The sequence below is a fragment of the Prevotella sp. khp1 genome (assembly GCF_900102205.1).
Lineage (GTDB): Bacteria > Bacteroidota > Bacteroidia > Bacteroidales > Bacteroidaceae > Prevotella > Prevotella ruminicola.
This window is the reverse complement of sequence record NZ_FNJZ01000005.1, coordinates 243,065-263,514: the sequence shown is the minus strand read 5'-3', so window position 1 is coordinate 263,514 and position 20,450 is coordinate 243,065. Positions and strand designations below refer to the sequence as shown.

General features: G+C 50.4%; 12 protein-coding genes and 1 tRNA gene. 1 reads left to right on the top strand and 12 read right to left on the bottom strand.

Translation table 11 applies throughout. The features are described from left to right. Positions 1 to 9: 9 nt before the first annotated feature. The 8 genes from BLR73_RS13465 to alaS form a co-directional block, all read right to left on the bottom strand. Positions 10 to 1,131, bottom strand: coding sequence for a hypothetical protein (locus tag BLR73_RS13465; protein ID WP_091862840.1), 1,122 nt, complete (start codon positions 1,129 to 1,131; stop codon positions 10 to 12). Between the two features lie 81 nt (positions 1,132 to 1,212). Beyond that, complete coding sequence (locus BLR73_RS13460) at positions 1,213 to 2,361, bottom strand: OmpA family protein (protein WP_338063377.1); 1,149 nt, start codon at positions 2,359 to 2,361, stop codon at positions 1,213 to 1,215. 42 nt (positions 2,362 to 2,403) lie between these two features. Beyond that, complete coding sequence (locus BLR73_RS13455) at positions 2,404 to 4,383, bottom strand: hypothetical protein (protein WP_091862836.1); 1,980 nt, start codon at positions 4,381 to 4,383, stop codon at positions 2,404 to 2,406. A gap of 209 nt (positions 4,384 to 4,592) precedes the next feature. Then, positions 4,593 to 4,673, bottom strand: a tRNA-Leu gene (locus BLR73_RS13450). Positions 4,674 to 4,801: 128 nt separating this feature from the next. After that, positions 4,802 to 5,797: a S41 family peptidase gene (locus BLR73_RS13445; protein WP_091862832.1), complete on the bottom strand. Its 996-nt coding sequence runs from the start codon at positions 5,795 to 5,797 to the stop codon at positions 4,802 to 4,804. Continuing rightward, on the bottom strand, positions 5,794 to 6,558 hold the full coding sequence (locus tag BLR73_RS13440) for a DUF3316 domain-containing protein (RefSeq protein WP_091862830.1): 765 nt from the start codon (positions 6,556 to 6,558) through the stop codon (positions 5,794 to 5,796). The genes BLR73_RS13445 and BLR73_RS13440 overlap by 4 nt, the downstream gene beginning before the upstream one ends. After that, entirely contained in the window at positions 6,542 to 9,214 is a 2,673-nt protein-coding gene (locus tag BLR73_RS13435) for a DNA gyrase/topoisomerase IV subunit A (RefSeq protein ID WP_091862827.1), read from the bottom strand. Before BLR73_RS13435 ends, BLR73_RS13440 begins: the two co-directional genes overlap by 17 nt. A gap of 91 nt (positions 9,215 to 9,305) precedes the next feature. Then, positions 9,306 to 11,972, bottom strand: a complete 2,667-nt coding sequence (gene alaS / locus BLR73_RS13430; protein ID WP_028907269.1) for an alanine--tRNA ligase — start codon at positions 11,970 to 11,972, stop codon at positions 9,306 to 9,308. A 128-nt stretch (positions 11,973 to 12,100) separates the two neighbouring features. On the opposite strand from alaS, the gene BLR73_RS13425 reads away from it, so the two are divergent. After that, positions 12,101 to 12,448 carry a MerR family transcriptional regulator gene (locus BLR73_RS13425; protein WP_013063345.1) on the top strand — a complete coding sequence of 116 codons (348 nt, stop codon included), beginning with the start codon at positions 12,101 to 12,103 and terminating at the stop codon, positions 12,446 to 12,448. Between the two features lie 35 nt (positions 12,449 to 12,483). On the opposite strand, the gene BLR73_RS13420 is transcribed toward BLR73_RS13425, so the two are convergent. The 4 genes from BLR73_RS13420 to BLR73_RS13405 are packed head-to-tail and all read right to left on the bottom strand — an operon-like array spanning position 12,484 to position 20,448. After that, positions 12,484 to 15,726 (bottom strand): S41 family peptidase, encoded by a 3,243-nt coding sequence (locus BLR73_RS13420; protein ID WP_091862824.1) that lies wholly within the window; start codon positions 15,724 to 15,726, stop codon positions 12,484 to 12,486. A 49-nt stretch (positions 15,727 to 15,775) separates the two neighbouring features. Beyond that, entirely contained in the window at positions 15,776 to 16,750 is a 975-nt protein-coding gene (locus BLR73_RS13415; RefSeq protein ID WP_013064938.1) for a pectinesterase family protein, read from the bottom strand. Positions 16,751 to 16,764: 14 nt separating this feature from the next. Further along, entirely contained in the window at positions 16,765 to 19,032 is a 2,268-nt protein-coding gene (locus BLR73_RS13410) for a RelA/SpoT family protein (RefSeq protein WP_091862821.1), read from the bottom strand. A gap of 36 nt (positions 19,033 to 19,068) precedes the next feature. Then, positions 19,069 to 20,448, bottom strand: a complete 1,380-nt coding sequence (locus BLR73_RS13405) for a lytic transglycosylase domain-containing protein (RefSeq protein WP_091862818.1) — start codon at positions 20,446 to 20,448, stop codon at positions 19,069 to 19,071. Between the last annotated feature and the right edge of the window lie 2 nt (positions 20,449 to 20,450).

The window sequence follows — 20,450 nt, the reverse complement described above, 5'->3', positions numbered from 1 at the left end:
TTTTATTGTTTATTTTATAACCTTCTTCTTGCCGTTCTGGATGTAGATACCAGGACGAAGGGTTTTGCTGTTAGCACGAGTACCTGTGAGGGTATAAATCGCATCATCAGCACTATTAGCTTTGTTATCAGCCTTTATGTCACGAATGCCTGTATAATCCTCGCGGCTAACGTATTTAAATTCGCCTGAGAGACCTGATGGCATGTTTAACCAACAGGTATTTGCGGGTATGTAGTGGCTGCTGACCAGGTCAGCTTTTGTCGCTTTTTTAAATACCAATTCGCCAGCATCGTTCTTGCCTAATACACGCATGGTTGACTCGTCGTATCTTACGTTTACTTTGTGACCTGAAGTGCGGGCAAAGTAGGTGCCACCCATCTGGTTGTTATCAGCAGGTGTTGTAGCGTCGGTAACAGGCATAATCTTGTTGTTGGCAGGATCGTTGCTGCTACACATGAATAACAATGGGGTAGCTGCGGGCTTTACCTCGTCGGTGATTTCCTGCATCTGGAATACGCCCTCCTTCACACCGTCAACTACATATACTTTAACGCCTTCTGAAACCACTTTGAAGGGATAGCTGGCATACAGGGTGCCATAGTAGCTATCGCCAACCTGTACGGTAGGTTGTAGGCCAATATAGTTATTCTCTGTGTCGATGGGAACGAATTTCCAGTACTGATAACCATCTCCAGTCTTTTTGTAAGTTACATAGCCCTCGTCATCGTCAGTTGTACTATCGTATAAGCGATATTCTGTACCGTTATATGATATATACATAAAATAGGTTCCGCCATCTTTTGGACGCAAACCCAGATATCTTCTATTACCGGTAATCTGATAGATACTGGTACCTTGTGTTTTTAGGTCGTATTCCGTTCCATGTTGTTCTACGTAGATGATAGAGCCAGGATTGCTCTTTACGTAGTCATACCCACGCCATGTAACAATGTTACTCAGATCTACGTTGGTGCTTGAGTAATCTATTTCACCTACCTGATCATCTCTGATGGTGATATAACGTGAACTTGCATTGTTTTGGATACGATAGTAACCGTTAGCCACGCTCTGTGCTGTGGCCTGTACTGTAGTAAGGATGCTTACGAGAGTGATTAGAACTGTTCTTTTCATCGGGTAATCCTTTTTTGGTTTTATAGAAAAAGCCCAGCCCCAAATGGGACTGGGCTCATGCTTAATATCTTAATCCGTAGATTACTCTGCGATTACGATAGATACACGGTTGCTGTCGTTGTCAGCGAATGGCTGTACACGAGCACCCTTGCTGTCGTAGCTGATGCGGCTTGCAGCGATGCCAGCCTTCTTCAGAGCCTTAACAACAACGTCGGCACGACCAGCAGCCAGGCGATCGTTGATGCGATCGTTACCTGTACCAGCGTCAGCGTAACCAGTGATGTTAACCTTAGCCTCAGGGTTAGCGTTCAGGTAAGCAACTACCTCGTCAACCTTCTGCTGCTCGCTCTTGCGGATAACAGTCTTACCGATAGCGAAGAAGATATCACGACGGAGAGCCTCAGTCTTAGCCTCTGGCTCCTCAGCCTTAGCAGGAACCTCAACAATCTTCTCAACAATCTTCTCTACGTAGCGAATCTCTGGCTCTGGAGCAGGGATGAAACGTGTAGAGTAAGTGTTACCGAGGGCAATCTTCACACCAGCAAGTGCGTTGAAGTACCAATCCCAGTTCTTAGCCTTCTTTGAGTTGTACTTGTCGTTCAGGGTGTTAGCGCTCAGCTCAAGACCGATCTTAACCTTATCGCTTACCTTGAAGTCACCCATCAGACCGAACTGACCTACGAGGCGAACCTTTGTACCGTCCCACAGATACTCCAGACCACGGTTTGTGGTGTAGGTAGTACCGTTGGCACCAACCAAAGTACCCATAGCGCGGATAGCCTGATCAGCTGTAGCAGCCTCGCTGTTACCCCAACCGATGTTTACACCGATACCAGCGAAAGCGCTCAGATCGAATACACGATTAGGATTGAAGCCAAACAGTGCGTTTGAGAGGTTGAATGTAGCGTCGATTGTAGGAGCTACATAGTTCCACTTCCACTTATACTCCTTGTTAGCAATGTCGAACTTGCTACCAGCCTTGCTCTGCCAAGCGTTAACGGCCAAGCGGGCACCCCACAGCTTTGAGAACTGACGGCCTACAGTAGCCTGTACGTTGTATGACAGCAGATCGCCGAAGCTTACCTCACCAAGTGTGTACTGAGCGCCCAGAGGCTGAACCTGTACATACCAGTGTGGCTCGAAGACGTATTCAGTCGTGCCCTTCTGCTCCTGTGCATTTGCTGAGATACCAGCCAACAGCATCAGGCAAGACAATATTGTTTTCTTCATTTTCATATTCTGTTTACTAATTTTTTAATTCGCGAATGTTAATTACTTCACTACGATGTCGTACTTCTTAGAAACCTGGTTGCCATAGAAGTCGAGGGCGCTGTAGATAACAGTGTAGTTACCAGCCTTCAGGTTAACTGTCAGCTTGTTGAAGTCCTTGTCACCCTTAGTCTTCAGTGACTGGAGAGCGAATGAACCGTCAGCAGCCTTAACAGCAACGTACTTCTTGAATGCAGGAGCCAGGAGCTCGTTTGTCATTGTGGTAGGAATCAGAGTGATCTCACCAGCAGGAACAGCAGCACCGTCAACGAAGCGAGTTACGCTGTAGTTCTCACCAGCCTGGAACAGGATGATAGGCTCGAGGATACGTGTCAGACCGTCGGTAGAAACCTTAGTTACAACGCGGTTCAGCTCACGCTCCAAGAAGTCGCTTACGCGAGCCTCGAAGGTCTTTGTGCGGTCAGCAAAAGCTGTGATGTCGATCAGAGCCTGCTTAGCCTCAGCGATCAGAGCGTTCAGCTCAGCTACAGGAATAGCGTTTGTAACAGTCTTGATGCTGGTCTCCAGATCGAGCTCTGTGTAGTATGCAACACCAGCGCCAGGAGCTGTAGCAGCAGTGCCATCCCAATAAGTATAAGCGGCACCAGGTTTTGTGTTTGTTATAAGAACATTGCCAGTTGCATCAATTGCCATGTAAACCTTCAGATTTGCTGAAGAATAAGCATCATCGAATGAGATCTCAGGAATAGCCTGGATCTTAACACCAGCGCGGTTGATCTTATCCATTACCTTGTCGATGATCTTAGCAGCAGCCTTGTCAGCCTTGTCGAGGCTAATGGTGCGACCCTCGATGAGGTCCTTACCGAAGTCGAATGACAGTGGCTTGTAAGCTGTAGCAGCGATAGAGAAGTCAGACAGTACGCTACGAACACCTACAGTATCCTCCCACTGAGCCTGGAGAGCCAGTGCAGGAAGTGAAGGAACCTTAGCCTTGAGCAGAGAAGCTACAATCTGAGTAGAGTTCTTCAGAACATCCTTAGCAGTAGTCTTTGTTACAGCTGCGTAGTTGCTGCTGTTAGCTGTCTTAGCGGCAGCCTTGATCTCGCGCATCATTGAACGAACGTCAGAAGCGATTGACTTGTAGTCGATGATCTTAACAGGATCGATAGTAGCAAGGTCAGTAGCCTCGAGGTTGATGCCAGCCTGTACCTTCCACAGGTTGAACTCCGCACCACGAGTAACGCCCCATGACAGAACGGTCTCGTCGTCAACCTTAACGCTGTCCTTGTTGATAGTTACGAAGCTCTCGTTACCCTGGCTGTCAACCAGCTTCAGAGCCTTGAGGTCGGTAGCTACAACGTTAGATGGGTTCAGAGAGAACCAGAGTGTACCAGCGTCGGCAACCTCTGTATCCTCGTCAGCCTTTGGCAGGATGTCGCCATTGCTCCACTTGTAGATCTCCTTAACACCAGCGAAGTCAGCAGCCTCAAGAGCTGTACCGTGACCTTCCATAGTTGTTGTTGAAGGGAACTTACCAGTTGTGGTAGCCTTACCCATAGCAGTACCCAGGAACTGAATGTTCAGACCAGGGAACAGCTTGCTGTTCTCGAGAATGCTTGTAGATGTAGCGTTAACAGTTACGCTTGTAACCATCTTTGAGAGAGCCTCAACGATAGTGCTGATCTTAGACTCAACCTGAGTGAGCTGACCCTCGATAGTCTTTGTAACCTGAGCCAGGCTATCCTTCTCCTGCTCCAGAGTAGATACACGGTTCTTCAGGCTTGTAACGTCGCTCTTCAGAGTCTTGATGTCGCCCTCAGCAGTGGTCATACGGCCTTCGAGTGCGTCGATGTCCTTCTCAGCCTGCTCTACGCGTGGCTCGAGGTTAGCCTTAACGGCATTTACCTGTGCCATCAAGTCTGTCTTTACATCCTCGCTTGTGTCCTTACAAGAAACGAATGATGTTGATGTAGCACCTACGAGGGCTACCATCAGAATACCATTGATAATTTTCTTTTTCATTGAACTTAAAAATTATAATTAAACAAATAAATAAAACAATAATATCGTACGTTAATTTATATAAATCGGTGACAAAAGTAGGAAATATAATTGAAACTTGCAAGAAATATTAGGTTTTTTTTTCAAAAAACCGCAAATTTCTGCCGAAATACCTGCAATATGGTAGTTTTTTCCATTTATAGCTCCTTTTTATGTTATTTTAAGTGATGTGCGCCTGACAGGACTCGAACCTGCACGTCGTAAACACTAGATCCTAAGTCTAGCGCGTCTACCAATTCCGCCACAGGCGCAGAATCGACGTTAGTCAATTCGCTTTTTAAAGCAGAATCGACGTTAGTCAATTCGCTTCTTTGAAGCTTTTTCGGGTGCAAAGGTAATGCTTTTTTTTTATTTGACCTACGGATTTAACGGATTTTTTTTAATTATTATTAAGTAAGGTACGCGCGTGCTCTATTATAGTATCTTTACCTTTGTTAAAATCTTCGTCGGTCAGTGCCACGTTGTAGTCAGGGTCGAGACCAAACTCGGTCTGGTTGTGGTTGGCATCGTAGGTGGGGCAGGCCGAGAAACGCACTGTCCATCCGTTAGGCAGACTGGCGGTGAAGGGCAGGCCACTGCCACCACCGGTACGGTCGCCCACTACGGTTACCTGTGGCATACATTTCATATAAGTGGTAAACTCGTTGGCAGCACTAAACACACCGCGGTTGGTAAGCAGTACCACCTTTTTCTGCCAGCGCAAGTTGCTGCTGGGCTCGATATACTGCGGCTCCTGTGCCGAGAAGTCGTTATGACCTTTACCGGTTTTATGTTGTATGTAGCCAACCAGTGTTTTCTGGTTGCAGAAACGGGCAGCCAGTTTTTCGGCATTGGTCAGGTCGCCACCGCCGTTGCTGCGAATGTCGAGTATCATGCCCTGGCAGAACATGAGGTGCTGTATCACCTCGTCGAGATTACCTTCGCCCACAGAACTTGAAAAGCTGCCATAATATACATAGCCGATGTTATCGTCGAGGATGCGGTAGCGCAAGCCGCCGGCAATACGGTAGTCGGTACCTAAGTAACGGCGCTGCAGGGTATCGCTGAAGTTGGTGGGGTAGTCCTCGTGCCAGTTCCAGTAACGACCGTTGTCGAACGCGGTGTAGAGGTTTACATGTCCGTCGCGCAGTTCGGATAGCATATCGGTGAGCACCTCGAACAGCTGCTCGCGGTTCATATTGTCGTTTACACGTACCTTATAGGTCTGGTAAATCTGGTTCCAATCAATATCTTTGTAGTCGAAAAAGCAGTAGTGCTCATCGATGATATGCCACAAGGCCTCGAAGTTGCCTGTGGGTGTATCGGGGCGTTCTTCCTCCTTTACGCAGGAAGTAAGTGTAAATATCAGGAGAAATAACAGCGTTATTTTTTTCATAGGCTGCGGGTGATGCCAAGCAGGATACGGTGGGTATAGGTGTGCTGCTTGAGGTTGTTGACTTGGGCTTGCTGGTAGTTACCGAGGTAGGCCAGGCGCAGTGCCCATTTTTGTGTGCAGTGCCAATCCACCGAGGCCAACTGGCGGAAGGTGGGGGCTGAAACAAAAGTGGTGGGTACGATGTTATGATCGTAGTTGCCCCGTGAAAAGATTTCGTAGTAGCTCTGTCCGTAGTTGGGACTGAACATCACGCCTACCAGTGGCAGGTTGAGTTCGTAACGGGCTGTAAAATGATGACGACTGATGTGGAAACCGTACGTAGCAGTTGCACTTGGCATGATGTTGAGTGCAGCACGAGCCTGGGCGGGGTTGTTGCTGCTGGTCATGTTGTAGATGGCGCCAGCGCAGAGGTTGACGGCTACACCAGCTTGCAGTTTCAGTCCGTTGAGTACAGGACGGAAATTGTAGTAGCGTGCCCAATAGAGATTGTAAGTGATTTCCAGATCGTTGATGTTATGGCTACGGTCGTGGGTGTTCGAGAGGTCGACCTCGTGCTCATAGGTGTTGCTCCAATGGCGGGTGGTGTCGCGCTGCTCTTTGATGTACATATAGGTTATACCCGTGCCGCTAAAGTTCTCGGGGGTTAGGTAAGTATCGAGAACTTTGGTTGGGCCAAGGCCTATCATGTGTGATTTGTTTTGTGCATTTGCCGCGGTTGCAGCAAAGCACAAAACACACAATATACTATTTAAAATCTTCATTATCAAAAAGATTTAGCTGACCGGTGAGCTCATCGCGTACCTGCTGCTCACTTTTGCCGGCATCTGGATCAAGGTCTTCTTCCTCAGGTTCGGTATCAGTATCCGCTGTCTCGGCCGGTGGCTCTGGGAAGCGGGTGGGCTCCAACTCCTCGATGCTCTCAAGGGCATAGGTGGTGAGGCGCTTACCCTTGGCCTTATAACCCTTTACGGCAATGAACTGCTCGGCATCAATCTCCTCGCTGCCACGGAAGGCATCGGCACCGCCGTAGGTTACCTGCAAACGTGGATAAGGTGTATCGGTAAGCAACAGCAACTGCGATGCAGGATTGTCCGAAAGCCAGTTCTGCTTTTTCTTAGTGGCATCCATCTGGAATCGCTTGAGATAAGGATAGCCCTGGTTGTCGGCATCGTAGAGTACGGCCGTCCAAACCTTGTCGGCATCGTATTTCTCGATGCGCAGGATGTTCGACTCGTAGTGGTTGGCCAAATCAAAGTTGCTCAGATAGTAGTCGCCATTCGAGAGGATGACCAGAATCTGGTCATCGTCGTAGAACTCGCCTAACATCTTTCCATGGTCGTCGTAGTTCAAGCGGTTCACGTCTGGATCGAACCAAACCTTGCGACCACCCAGTGTAGAGTGTCCGTGACTCTTCAGTCCGATGCGGGTTACCTGATACTTGGTGAGCAGGTTACCCTTCGAGGCGCGTCCCTTGATCATAATCTCTGAAAAATCTTTGACTAAGAACACGCGTTTGATGTTTTGTGAGGGGTCGAGTGTTACCTTGATCACCTCGGCCTCGCCGTTGGGGTTGGCGGTGAAGTACATCACGCGACTGCCGTCGGTGCCCTGCGTCAGGTCGTACTCCTTGTCGCGGGTCATGCTGGTAACGTTGAAGCGCTTGATGTAGCAGGCGCCCTTCTTACCATCACGATAAACGGCATTGTAGATGGTACGTGAGTCGTTCTTCTTGAACACGTTCACATACAGGATGTTCTTACCCACGAACAGTTTCTCGGCTACGCGTACAATCTTGTATTTACCATCCTTGTAAAAAATGATGACATCATCGAGGTCGGAGCAGTTGCATACAAACTCGTCCTTTTTCAGTCCGGTACCGATAAAGCCATCGCTGCGGTTGATGTACAACTTCTGGTTGGCCTCGGCCACTTTGGCTGAGTCGATGGTGTCGAAATTGCGAATCTCGGTCAGACGTGGATGGTCCTTGCCGTACTTATCCTTTAGGAACTGGAACCAGTTGGCTGTTACCTCTACCAGGTTAGCCAGATCGCGGTCGATCTCCTCAATCTCTGCCTTCAGACGTGCCATGAGCTCGTCGGCTTTATCCTTATTGAATTTCAGGATGCGCTGCATCTTGATTTCGAGCAGCTTCAGGATATCGTCCTTGGTTACCTCGCGGATAAACTGTGGATAGTAAGGTGTGAGTCGCTCGTCGATATGTTCGCAAACGGCATCTACGTTAGGTGCCTGTTCAAATTTCTTGTCCTTATAGATACGCTCCTCGATGAAGATGCGTTCCAGACTTTGGAAGTGCAACTGTTCTAACAGCTCTCCCTTGCGGATTTCGAGCTCCTGACGAATGAGATCCTTGGTGCGATCAACCGAGTGGCGCAGCACATCGCTCACGGTGAGGAACTGTGGTTTGTTGTCCTCGATCACGCAGCAGTTTGGCGAGATGCTTACCTCGCAGTCGGTAAAGGCATAGAGGGCGTCGATGGTTTTATCGCTCGATACGCCTGGTGCCAGGTGTACCTGGATTTCAACCTCGGCAGCAGTGAGGTCTTCAACCTTACGGGCCTTGATTTTTCCTTTCTCAATCGCCTTTACTATAGAGTCCTGCAGGGTCTCGGAGGTTTTTGAGAATGGTATCTCGCGGATGACCAGTGTTTTCTGATCTATCTTCTCGATCTTGGCGCGTACCTTGATGACGCCGCCACGCTGACCGTCGTTATATTTCGAGACGTCAATGCTACCGCTGGTGGGGAAGTCGGGGTAGAGTGCGAATGGCTGCTGGTGCAGATAGCTGATGGCTGCATCGCAGATTTCGCAGAAGTTGTGTGGCAGGATTTTTGAACTTAGTCCTACGGCGATACCCTCGGCACCCTGTGCCAACAGCAATGGGAATTTGACAGGGAGTGTGATTGGCTCCTTGTTACGACCGTCGTACGACATCTTCCACTCGGTGGTCTTGGGATTAAACACCGTGTCGAGGGCGAACTTAGAAAGGCGTGCCTCGATGTATCGTGGGGCAGCGGCCGATGAGCCCGTGAGGATGTTTCCCCAGTTACCCTGCGTGTCGATGAGCAGATCTTTCTGTCCCAACTGCACTAAGGCGTCGCCGATAGAAGCATCACCGTGAGGGTGGAACTGCATGGTATGACCTACGATGTTGGCTACCTTGTTGTAGCGGCCATCGTCCATACGTTTCATAGAGTGCAGAATTCTACGCTGTACGGGTTTCAGTCCGTCGCCCAGATGGGGTACGGCACGCTCCAGGATTACGTAGCTGGCGTAATCCAGAAACCAGTTCTGATACATGCCGCTAAGATGATGAACCGCTGCGGCATCAAAGCGGTTGCTTGGTTTATAGTCGGAGTGCTGTTCCGACTGTTCAATCTCTTTAATCTCGTCGTCCATTCCTTTTTTATGCTGCGGTTTTTAGTACACGTAGAAAAAATTGCTAGTACACGTAGCCGTATTATTTTCTACGTGTACTAGCAAAAACAGGTTAGTTAAGCTTTGCCAGCTCTAACACCTTGTCAACGGCGGCGCTCAAGCCGTCGGCATTCTTACCACCAGCCTGGGCAAAGTGAGGCTGACCGCCACCACCACCCTGGATGAGCTTAGCGGCCTCGCGAACCATCTGACCGGCATTCAGTCCGTGGTCGCTTACCATATCATCGCTCATCATGATGCTAAGCTGTGGTTTATTGTTGTCGTGAGTACCCAGTACACACAGCAGTGAGCCCTCTACAGCTGCACGAATCTTAAATGCCAGATCCTTGGCAGCAGCAGGATTCATAGGCAGAACGGCAGAAACTACCTTTACGCCGTTTACCTCACGAGCCTTGTCGACCAGCTGCTTGGCAGCGCGCTCTACAGCCTGTGCCTGGAAAGCCTCAATCTCTTTCTTCATGGAGTCGTGCTCCTCGATATACTTCTTGATAACGCCCTGTAGGTCCTTGGCATTGTTGAAGAATGCCTTAACAGCTTTCAGGATATCCTCGGTCTGATACAGCAGCTCCTCGCACTCCTGTCCGGTCTTGGCCTCGATACGACGGATGCCGGCAGCTACACTGCTCTCAGAGATAATCTTGAAGAATCCGATACGACCGGTGCTTGAAGCGTGGATACCACCACAGAACTCGCAACTTGGACCGAAGCGAACCACACGAACCTTATCGCCGTACTTCTCGCCGAACAGGGCGATAGCACCAAGCTTCTTAGCCTCGTCGAAAGGCACGTCGCGGTGCTCGTCGATGTGGATGTCCTGACGGATCATATCGTTTACCATACGTTCAACCTCGCGCAGCTGCTCGTCGGTAACCTTCTCGAAGTGTGAGAAGTCGAAGCGCAGGGTGTCGGGGCTTACAAACGAACCCTTCTGCTCTACGTGGTCGCCCAGAATCTGCTTCAAGGCATAGTCGAGCAGGTGAGTAGCGGTATGGTTAGCGGCCGAAGCGTTACGCTTGTCGGTATCAACGCATGCCATGAACTGGGCTGCGGGATCCTTTGGCAACTGCTTTACGATGTGAACGCTCTGACCGTTCTCACGCTTGGTGTCGATGATGTTGATGGTCTCGGCCTCGTTAACGAGTACACCGCAATCACCAACCTGTCCACCCATCTCACCATAGAATGGGGTGTTATCGAGTACCAGCTCGTAGAACTCATTCTTTTTCTGAGTTACCTTGCGGTAGCGGATGATATGGCACTCGTATTCGGTATAGTCGTAACCAACGAACTGCTGCTCACCGGCGGCCAGCTCTACCCAGTCGCTGTTCTCAACGGCAGCGGCATTACGGGCACGGTCCTTCTGCTTCTGCATCTCAACATTGAACTGCTCCTCGTTAACGGTAAAACCGTTTTCACGACAGATGAGTTCGGTGAGGTCGAGAGGGAATCCGTAGGTGTCGAACAAACGGAAGGCCTGTACGCCATCCAACTCGGTCTTACCCTCAGCCTTGAGGGTATTCATAGCGTCGTTCAGCATGCCGATACCCTTTTCGAGGGTGCGGAGGAACGACTCTTCCTCTTCCTTAATCACCTTGGTGACAAGCTGCTGCTGGGCCTCCAACTCGGGGAAGGCACCGCCCATCTCGGCAACGAGTGTTGGAACAAGCTTGTACAGGAAACCATCCTTCTGATTCAGGAAGGTATAGGCATAACGTACGGCACGGCGCAAGATACGACGAATCACATAACCTGCCTTGGCATTAGAAGGCAGCTGACCGTCGGCGATTGAGAAGGCAACGGCACGCAGGTGGTCGGCGCAAACACGCATGGCCACGTTGATGTCGTCCTGCTCCTTGCTGATTGGACTCTCGGTCTCCTCCTCGAAGGTGAAGTACTTCAGTCCGGTAATCTGCTGCTCGGCCTTGATGATAGGCTGGAATACGTCGGTATCGTAGTTAGAGTGCTTGCCCTGCATCATGCGGACCAGACGCTCAAAGCCCATACCGGTATCAATTACGTTCATTGACAGTGGCTCGAGTGAACCATCGGCCTTGCGGTTGAACTGCATGAACACGATGTTCCAGATTTCGATAACCTGTGGGTCGTCCTGGTTAACCAGCTCACGACCGGTCTTGCCGCTGGCAGCCTTCTGCTCAGGGGTACGGCTATCTACGTGGATCTCAGAGCAAGGTCCGCATGGACCTGTATCGCCCATCTCCCAGAAGTTGTCGTGCTTGTTTCCGTTGATGATGTGATCCTCGGGTACGTGCTTTGCCCAGTACTTGGCAGCCTCGTCGTCGCGAGGGATGTTCTCCTCGGGCGAACCCTCGAATACAGTTACATAGAGATCCTCGGGATTCAGCTTCAGCACGTCAACCAGATACTCCCATGCCATATCGATGGCGCCCTCCTTAAAGTAGTCGCCAAAGCTCCAGTTACCGAGCATCTCGAACATGGTGTGGTGATAAGTATCGTGTCCAACCTCTTCAAGGTCGTTGTGCTTTCCTGATACACGCAGGCATTTCTGTGTATCCGCTCGACGGCGTGGCTCTGGATCGCGAGTACCCAGAATGATATCTTTCCATTGGTTCATACCTGCGTTCGTAAACATCAGTGTGGGATCGTCCTTGATCACCATTGGGGCTGATGGTACGATAGCGTGCTGCTTCGACTCGAAAAACTTCTTAAATGAGTCGCGAATCTCATTTGCTGTCATCATCTTATTTTACTATTTGACAATTTATGATTTACCATTTATAAATTTGGGTGCAAAGTTACACATTTTTTTCGTAAAAGTTTTGAGATTTCGGTGAAAAAGTTTACCTTTGCAGCAAAATAGTAGTAATTATGGCACTGAATTTGAATAGGAGGCTGAAAACGTACTACTCCATTAGGGAGGTTGCCGAGATGTTCGATTTGAACGAGAGTACGCTGCGCTACTGGGAAACTGAGTTTCCATTCCTGAAGCCAAAGACCTCGGGAACTGCGAAAATACGTCAGTATCAGGAGAAAGATCTGGATCAGATACGCCTGATACACAACCTGGTGAAAGTGCGTGGATTCAAGATTGCTGCTGCACGTGAGATGTTGACTAAAAACCGACAAGGCGTGCAGAAAACAGCCGATGCCTTACAGAACCTGATTGCGTTGCGCGAAGATTTGCAAGTGCTTAAAAGTCATCTCGATGCGCTCTAAATAAATAAGCCCCGCCAACCGGCGGGGCTTACTGTTTATCGTTTGTGACCTCCAAAATCATTCTTGGTCTTTTCCTTGAAGGCGGCGCCTTCCTTGAGCATCTCCTGTACGGCACGCTCTAACTGACGGTCGTGACCGTTGAGGTAATCCTCAGGGCTGTTGTAAACCTCGATGTCGGGGCGCAGTGGGGTGTTCTCACCATAGTCGCCACGTACATCGATACGACCTACCTGTGGAATACCGAATACCACACCGTTGATGAGTGTCTCCCACCAAACGCTGGTAGATGTTCCGGCTACAGGGGTACCAATCAGCTTACCAATCTTCATGTCCTGATACTGACGGGGGAATCCGCAGGCATTGCTGTAGTCGTCCTCGCAAAGTACCACGCACGAAGGCTTATTCCACTGGGCTGATGGCTCGATACCTAAGTACTTGCCATGGGCCATGAAGTGTGAGTGCTGACGACCGTTGAGCAGGTGGCACAGATCGTCGTGCAGGTAGCCACCACCATTATGGCGCTCATCTACAATCACGGCATCGCGCCCGCGGTTGGTCTCGTTCAGTATTTCCTCGTACAGCTTACGGAATTTATCGCCGTTCATCGACGAGATGTGTACATAAGCCAAACGGCCGTGTGACAGACTGTCGACCAGTTTGCGGTTGCGCTCTACCCAACGATCGTAGAGGATATTGTTGTAAGCGGTGAGCGAGATGGCTTTGGTGTTAACGTTGCGACCATTGATGGTGAGACGTACCACCTTACCGGTCTTTCCAGCCAGCAGGGGATAGTAGTCGTCGCCTTTTCTGATTGGTGTGCCGTCGATGGCCTCGATAATATCACCAGCCTTTACACCGGTGTTACGTACAGCCAATGGCGAACCCTTTGGAATCTCGGCAATCTTCAGTCCGTCGCCCTTGTAGCTGTCGTCAAGGAACAAACCTAATGAAGCAGTCCGGAACTCAACGGGATTCTGGTAACGTGCACCAGTATGCGAGGCATTCAGCTCACCTAACATCTCGGCCAGCATATCGCGGAAGTCGTACACGTTGTTGATGTATGGCAGGAACTTCTCGTAAATCTTTTTATAGCCAGCCCAGTCCACACCATGCAGGTCGTCGCGATAGAACTTATCGTCAACCTGACGCCAGATGTGCTCGAACAGATGCTGGCGCTCTTCAAACGGACGGTTGTTGAAGTCGGCTTCGAAATCAATAGCCTTACGGCTGCCTTTCGCGATGTCGATACGGCGCAGCGAACCCTTATTCATAAAGAATAGGTTTTTACCTTTCTTGTCGGTGCTCAGGCGTCCGTTGCCTACGCCACGAATCACCAGCTCGCTCTTATCCTCCAGCAGGTCGTACTTCCACAGGTCGTAGCCATCCTCGTAGGCAGCCTGGTAGTACAGGGTGTCGCCTTTTGGAGTGAGGTAGGCATCGCCCAAGCGGGTAGAGTGGGCGGTAAGACGTACAATGCGGTCCTTGGCATTCTCCAGATCGAACTGCAAAGGCTCAACGGCAGGCTTTTTTTCAGTAGCTTTCTTATCCTTGCTGTCGGTTGCAGCAGTCTCTTTCTTAGCAGGCTTGTGGGCCTCGTCGTAGATAGCCTTCTCCTCCTTCGACATTTGGAAACGTTCGTAGGCATCGATATCAAAGAACATCAGGAAATAGTCGTTCTGCCATCCGTGTCCGCCGTGGTTCTTGAAGCCTCTGCGGTTGCTTGTGAACAGCATGGCCTTTCCACCGAGAACCCAGTGAGGGTTCGTGTCGTAGTAAGAACTATTGGTCAGATTGTAGGGTTTCTGTTTACCCGAGGCATCAATCAGCGCAATATCATCGTGGTGGTAGCCGCCATCTCCGTAGTAGGTGGCCAGCAGCCAACGGCTGTCGGGACTCCACTCAAAGTCGATGTCGCCATCAGAGTATGAGAAGAGGTCCTTGCCGTCCATCACAGTACGGATTTTCTTTGAGGCCAAATTGATGATACGGATGGTGCCGCGATCCTCGAAGAAAGCCAGCTCTTTGCCGTCGGGACTATAACGTGGATAGAACGAGGTGTGGTTTTGCTTGGTGAGCTGCTCCTCGGTCAGGTCGGTAGCATACGTAAACTGCTTTTCGTCCTTGTTTTTGATAGTTGTCTGATAGATATTCCAGCAACCATTACGCTCAGAGGCGTAGGCCAGCGAACGACCATCGGGTGAGAAACTCAGGTTGCGCTCCAGTTCGGGGGTGTCGGTGATGCGACGGGTGGTCTTGTAATCGGTTGCTGTTACATATACCTCGCCGTGAATCACAAAAGCCACCTCTTTGCCGCTGGGTGATGCCACAACCTCGGTAGCACCCTTGGTGAGCACCTCACGGATGAGTTCGCGGTCGGTCTTGTCGCTGACGATATTGATGTTTACACGCTGAGGCTGACTGCCCTGGCGTACGGTGTAGATCTCGCCATCGTAGCCATAGCACAGGGTGCCGTTGTCAGCGGCAGTGAGGAAACGTACAGGATTGGTCTTATGACGTGTAATCTGCTGGTTCTGCTTGCCATCCAGACTGCGGTACCAAACATTAAAGGTACCATCCTGCTCGCTCAGGTAGTAATAACCCTTACCATCGGCGGTCCACACAGGTGTGCGGTCTTCACCGGCAAAGTCGGTAAGCTTGGTGTATTTTCCTTTCGACAGCAACCAGATGTCGCGGCAGATAGCCGACTTGTGGTGCTTGCGATACATATCCTCGCTGCCTTTGATGTCGTGATAGAGCACATCGCCCGTTTTACGGTTGATGTTGATATCGGCCATCATCAGTCCGGAGAACAAGCGTGGACGACCGCCCTTTACGCTCACCTCGTAAACCTGAGGAAACTTCCCAAGGCTGGGGATGATGCTCTGGCGTGTGGGCATGTCGGCCATGCTGAACAGCACGTGGTCGTTGTCGGCAAACGTCAGTACGTTCTTAAAATGACTACTGGTGGTAATCTGTTGTGGCTGTCCGCCCTTGCTGGGCATCACCCATACATTGATGCCCCCCTCACGGTCGGAAGCAAAAGCAATCTTGCTGCCGTCGGGGCTCCAAACTGGGTTGTAGTCGTAAGCAGGGTTGGTGGTAAGCTGCTTGGCTGTGCCACCTGTAACAGGCACTGTAAACAGATCGCCCTTGTACGAAAAAGCAATCGTCTGTCCGTCGGGCGAAATGGCGCAGAAACGCATCCAGAGAGGACGCTCCTGAGCGATGGCCACGAGTGACAGTGTAGTGGTTAAAAATGTAATTAGTAATTTCTTCATATATATACCTTATTATATTAGTGAATGGGTGTTGGGTGTTAGGTGTTGGTTATTTCCTAGGGCTCCAACCATCATTTTTGTTGAATACTGTTTGGGGTGTAATCTTAGCGGCCTCTTTCTTGGTGAGCTGGCGGCTCCAGGGCACACGCTGGCTGATGTTAGCACCGGCACCACGGTTGTTGTACTCTAAGTAGCGGGCGGTCTGCTCACGGTGCTTCTCCCAGTGATGCCAGCCCTCAGGACGGATGTGGCTGCCTAACTCGCAGTTCATAAAGAGCGTATAGCCATAGTCGCGCCAAGGGCGACCCAAATAAACCTGCGTAGCCTCAGGGGTAGCTATCAGACGGCAGTTGTTGAAGATGTAGCCGTAAGGCTGATCCTGTGGTGTTGAGGCTGCTGTGACGTATGAGTTGATACGACTCTCGATGGTGCAACCCTCGAACCAGGCTGTAGAGGGACCGAAGATAAAATCGGTGGTGCCGCAGATAAAACAGTCTTTGAAGTACAGGCGTGTGCCTGCCACTCCGGTGTAGACCGTATCCTGATGACCGATGAATCGGCAGCCTACAAATACCAGTCGGTCGCCCTCGGTATGCAGTGCCACTGCCTGACCCAAGCGGGCTGAGTTGTTCTCGATGGTGATATTCTTCAGCGTGATATCATTGCCCTCAATCTTCAGGGTGTATGTGCGGAACGTGCCCATGGGCTTGCCTGTCTCGGCACGGGCGATGTTGGCATGGTCGTCGTAGGTGATGATGGTTTTCTCGGCATCCTCACCGCAAATCTCGATGTTCTGCAACCACGAAGGGATAATCAGTTTTTCCTTGTAAGTGCCGTTCTTTACAAAAATCACCTTGTGGTAATCCATAAATGCACGGCACACCTCGATAGCTTCGTCTATTGTGCGGAACTGCCCCGTGCCATCGCGAGCAACCACAATGGTATCGGGGTTGTCGTATTTGCCAGCAGCCAGGCTGACTTGAGAAGAGGCCATGATGGCCAGTAATAGTAGTAGTTTTTTCATTTCTATAAAGTAGTTTACATAATTTCGGAAATCTCCTTGAGGTCGGGAATCTTCTTCAGGTTCTCCATGATGGCACGTACGTTGTCGCGGTCGTGTACACGCATTTCGATGGTTCCCTCGAAGATACCTTCTTCGCAGGTGATAAGTATCTTGTGGATGTTCACATTCATTTCAGACGAGATAACCTGTGTCATCTCGCTTAACATACCCAGACGGTCGATACCGCTGATACGGATGGTAGCATCGAAGTAGAGCTTCTTGTGCATGTCCCACTTGATGTCGAGAATACGGTTGCCGTAGCTGGTCTTGAGCTTGGCTGCTACCGGACAGGCACGTTTGTGAATCTCTATCTGGTTCTTATTGTTGATATAGCCTAAAGCATCGTCGCCGGGGATGGGGTGACAGCAGCCCATGAACTTAAACTGGTTATAGTTCTCCTCAGAGATATATACCGGTTTTTTGCGGTTGAACTTCTCGGGTACCACAAACAGTTCCTGACGGCTGTGCTCCTCCTTTTTCTTCTTGCCCACAAAAGGTACGAACTTACGCCAACCTGAATTGCTGTCGGCCTCCTTGTTCTTGCCGTTCAGCTCATCAACATCTTTCTCGCCTAACAGCACAATCTTTTCGCCCAAGGCCTGGAAGAACTCAGAACGCTTGTTGTACTCGTGGTATTCGGCCAACTTGTCGGCCAGTGCTACGGTAGGTTCGAAACCATTCTTCTTCAGGAAGGCAATCAGAATCTCCTCGCCCTCGCGCTGTACTTCGCGGTTGTCGCGACGCAGAATGGCCTGTATCTTGGCTTTGGCCTTGGCGGTAGATACAAAATTGATCCATGCGGGGTTTACATGCTGCGACTTAGAGGTAAGAATCTCTACCTGGTCGCCACTCTGCAGTTTGTAACTCAGAGGTACCAGCTTGTGGTTCACCTTGGCACCGATACAATGACTACCTAAGAAAGTGTGGATAGAGAAGGCAAAGTCGAGTGCCGTACAGCCTGCAGGCAGGGTGCGGATTTCGCCCTTGGGGGTAAATACGAATATCTCGCTTGCAAAGAGGTTGAGTTTGATGGTGTCGAGGAAGTCCATGGCATCGGGTTGTGGGTCGTCCAATATCTCCTTGATGGTGCGCAACCACTCGTTCAACTCGTTCTCGTCCTCGGTGTATTCCTCGCCAACACCGTCTTTATATTTCCAATGGGCAGCAAAGCCCTGCTCGGCTATCTCGTCCATACGGTCGGAGCGTATCTGCACTTCAATCCACTGACCGGTTTTCGACATCAGTGTAACGTGCAGGGCCTGATAACCGTTGGCCTTAGGCTGCGAGAGCCAGTCGCGCAGACGGTCGGGGTGCGACTTGTAGATTTTTGAGATAGCTACGTAGATCTTGAAGCACTCGTTCACCTCGTCGTCGCGGTTGTTAGGTGTAAAAATGATGCGCACGGCCAGGATATCATAGATCTCCTCGAAGCTCACGTGCTTGTTCTGCATCTTGTTCCATATAGAGTAAGGCGTTTTTACACGCTCCTTAATCTCGTATTTGATACCCATGCTATTGAGGGCGTCCTCGATGGGTGAAGTGAACTGTGAGAACAACTCGTCGCGGTCCTCACGGGTCAACTTCAGCTTGCTCTCTATCTTGGCATATGCATCAGGATGCTCAAACTTAAAGCTCAGGTTCTCCAGTTCGCTCTTAATCTTGTTCAATCCCAGACGATTAGCCAAAGGCGCATAGATGTAAAGGGTCTCGCCGGCAATCTTGTACTGTTTGTTGGCAGGCTGACTCTCCAAGGTGCGCATATTGTGCAAACGGTCGCAGATCTTGATGATAATCACACGGATATCATCGCTCATGGTGAGAAGAAGTTTCTTGAAGTTCTCGGCCTGTGCCGAAGCCTGCTCGCCAAAGATACCACCGCTGATCTTGGTCAGACCATCCACAATCTGTGCGATCTTGGCACCAAAGATATTCTCGATGTCCTCTACGGTATAGTCGGTATCTTCTACCACATCGTGCAACAGGGCTGCACAGATACTGGTTGAGCCTAAGCCCACCTCGCTGCAGGCAATCTGCGCAACGGCGATGGGGTGCATGATATATGGCTCGCCCGACAGGCGGCGAACGCCCTTATGGGCCTGACGTGCAAAGTTGAAGGCCTTTGTGATGAGGTCGACTTTCTTACGATGACGCGACGAGATATAATCGTTCAACAATTGCTGAAACGCCTCATTGATCATCTGATCATCTTTTTCTTCTTGGGTTAATTGTTTTTCTTCTGCCATACCTCTTTTACTTCATTTATAAACGTCAAATCTGCTTTATCTTACTCGGAGCTTCTTACCAGCTCGGATATTATTGCCACGGAGACCGTTGAGTCTTTTCAGTTTTGCAACGGTAGTGCCATTACGACGGGCTATCTCGCCCAGTGTCTGACCAGAGCGGACGGTGACGCTGGAACCGCCACGGCGTGAATTGCGACTGGCGCGACTACTGCGACTGCGTCGGCTGCTCTTCTTGCTACGATAGGTGGGCTGATCGTCGTTAACCTCGGCTACGGCACGCTTGGTGAGCAACTCGTCGGTATGATAGCTGTAGATGCTGTCCTGCAGGTCGATAAAGCGGATGGCATCTGCCATTGGTAGGCGGATGGCATGCTTCTTGTTGGCGCCAGGCACAATGTCGCGGCGATATTCGGGGTTTAACGAACGTATCATCTCAATATCCAGATCGAGCACGGCGGCCACCTGCTGCAGGTGCACATCGCGATCCACCACCACTGTATCAGTCTGCAGAGGCAGACGGGTGTTCATGGGGCAGATGTTATGCTCGCAATAGTATGTCATGGCATAGTTGGCAGCGATGAATGCTGGTACATAACCACGCGTTTCGGCGGGCAGGTAGGGATACAACTGCCAGTAGTCCTTCTCGCCTCCGGCACGGTGGATGGCCTTGTTGATGTTGCCAGGACCACAGTTGTAAGCGGCAATCACCAGGTTCCAGTCGCCAAACACACGATACAGGTCGCGCAGATAGCGGGCAGCAGCATACGATGCCTTCACAGGATCGCGGCGCTCGTCAACCAGTGAGTTTACCTCCAGTCCGTACTGCTTACCAGTTGTAAGCATAAACTGCCACAAGCCAGTGGCACCTACACGTGATACGGCCTTGGGGTTCAGTGCACTCTCGATAACGGGCAGGTACTTCAGTTCCAAGGGTACCTGATATGCTTCGAGGGCCTCTTCGAAGATGGGGATGTAGAAATTGGCTGCACCCAACATCAGACTGACCGAGTGGCGCAGACGGCCCATGTAACGGTCGATGAAGCGCTGTACGATATCGTTGTAGGCCATCTCCATGACAGTAGGCATACGGCGAAGTCGTTCAATATACTCCTCTGGTGTGTAGGTGGGGTTCTCATCCTTCATCTCGCAATCGCCCTTGCTCAGATAAGTCTTGGTCATGTAGAGCTCGAGCAGACTGTCGAGGTTGAATGTCATGGCCTCGGGAAACTCGATGAGCTCCTCGTTGCCCTGCATGTCTCTTACCGAAATCTCATCCTCGATGGGGACGAACAGGCTGTCAACCTCTTCTTCTTCCTCCTCTTCGGGATCGTCTAAAATAGTCTGTGCCGACAGCGGTGCGCTACTAAAGAGCAGTACCGCAAAACTTAAAATCTTTATATAACTCTTTACTATCATAT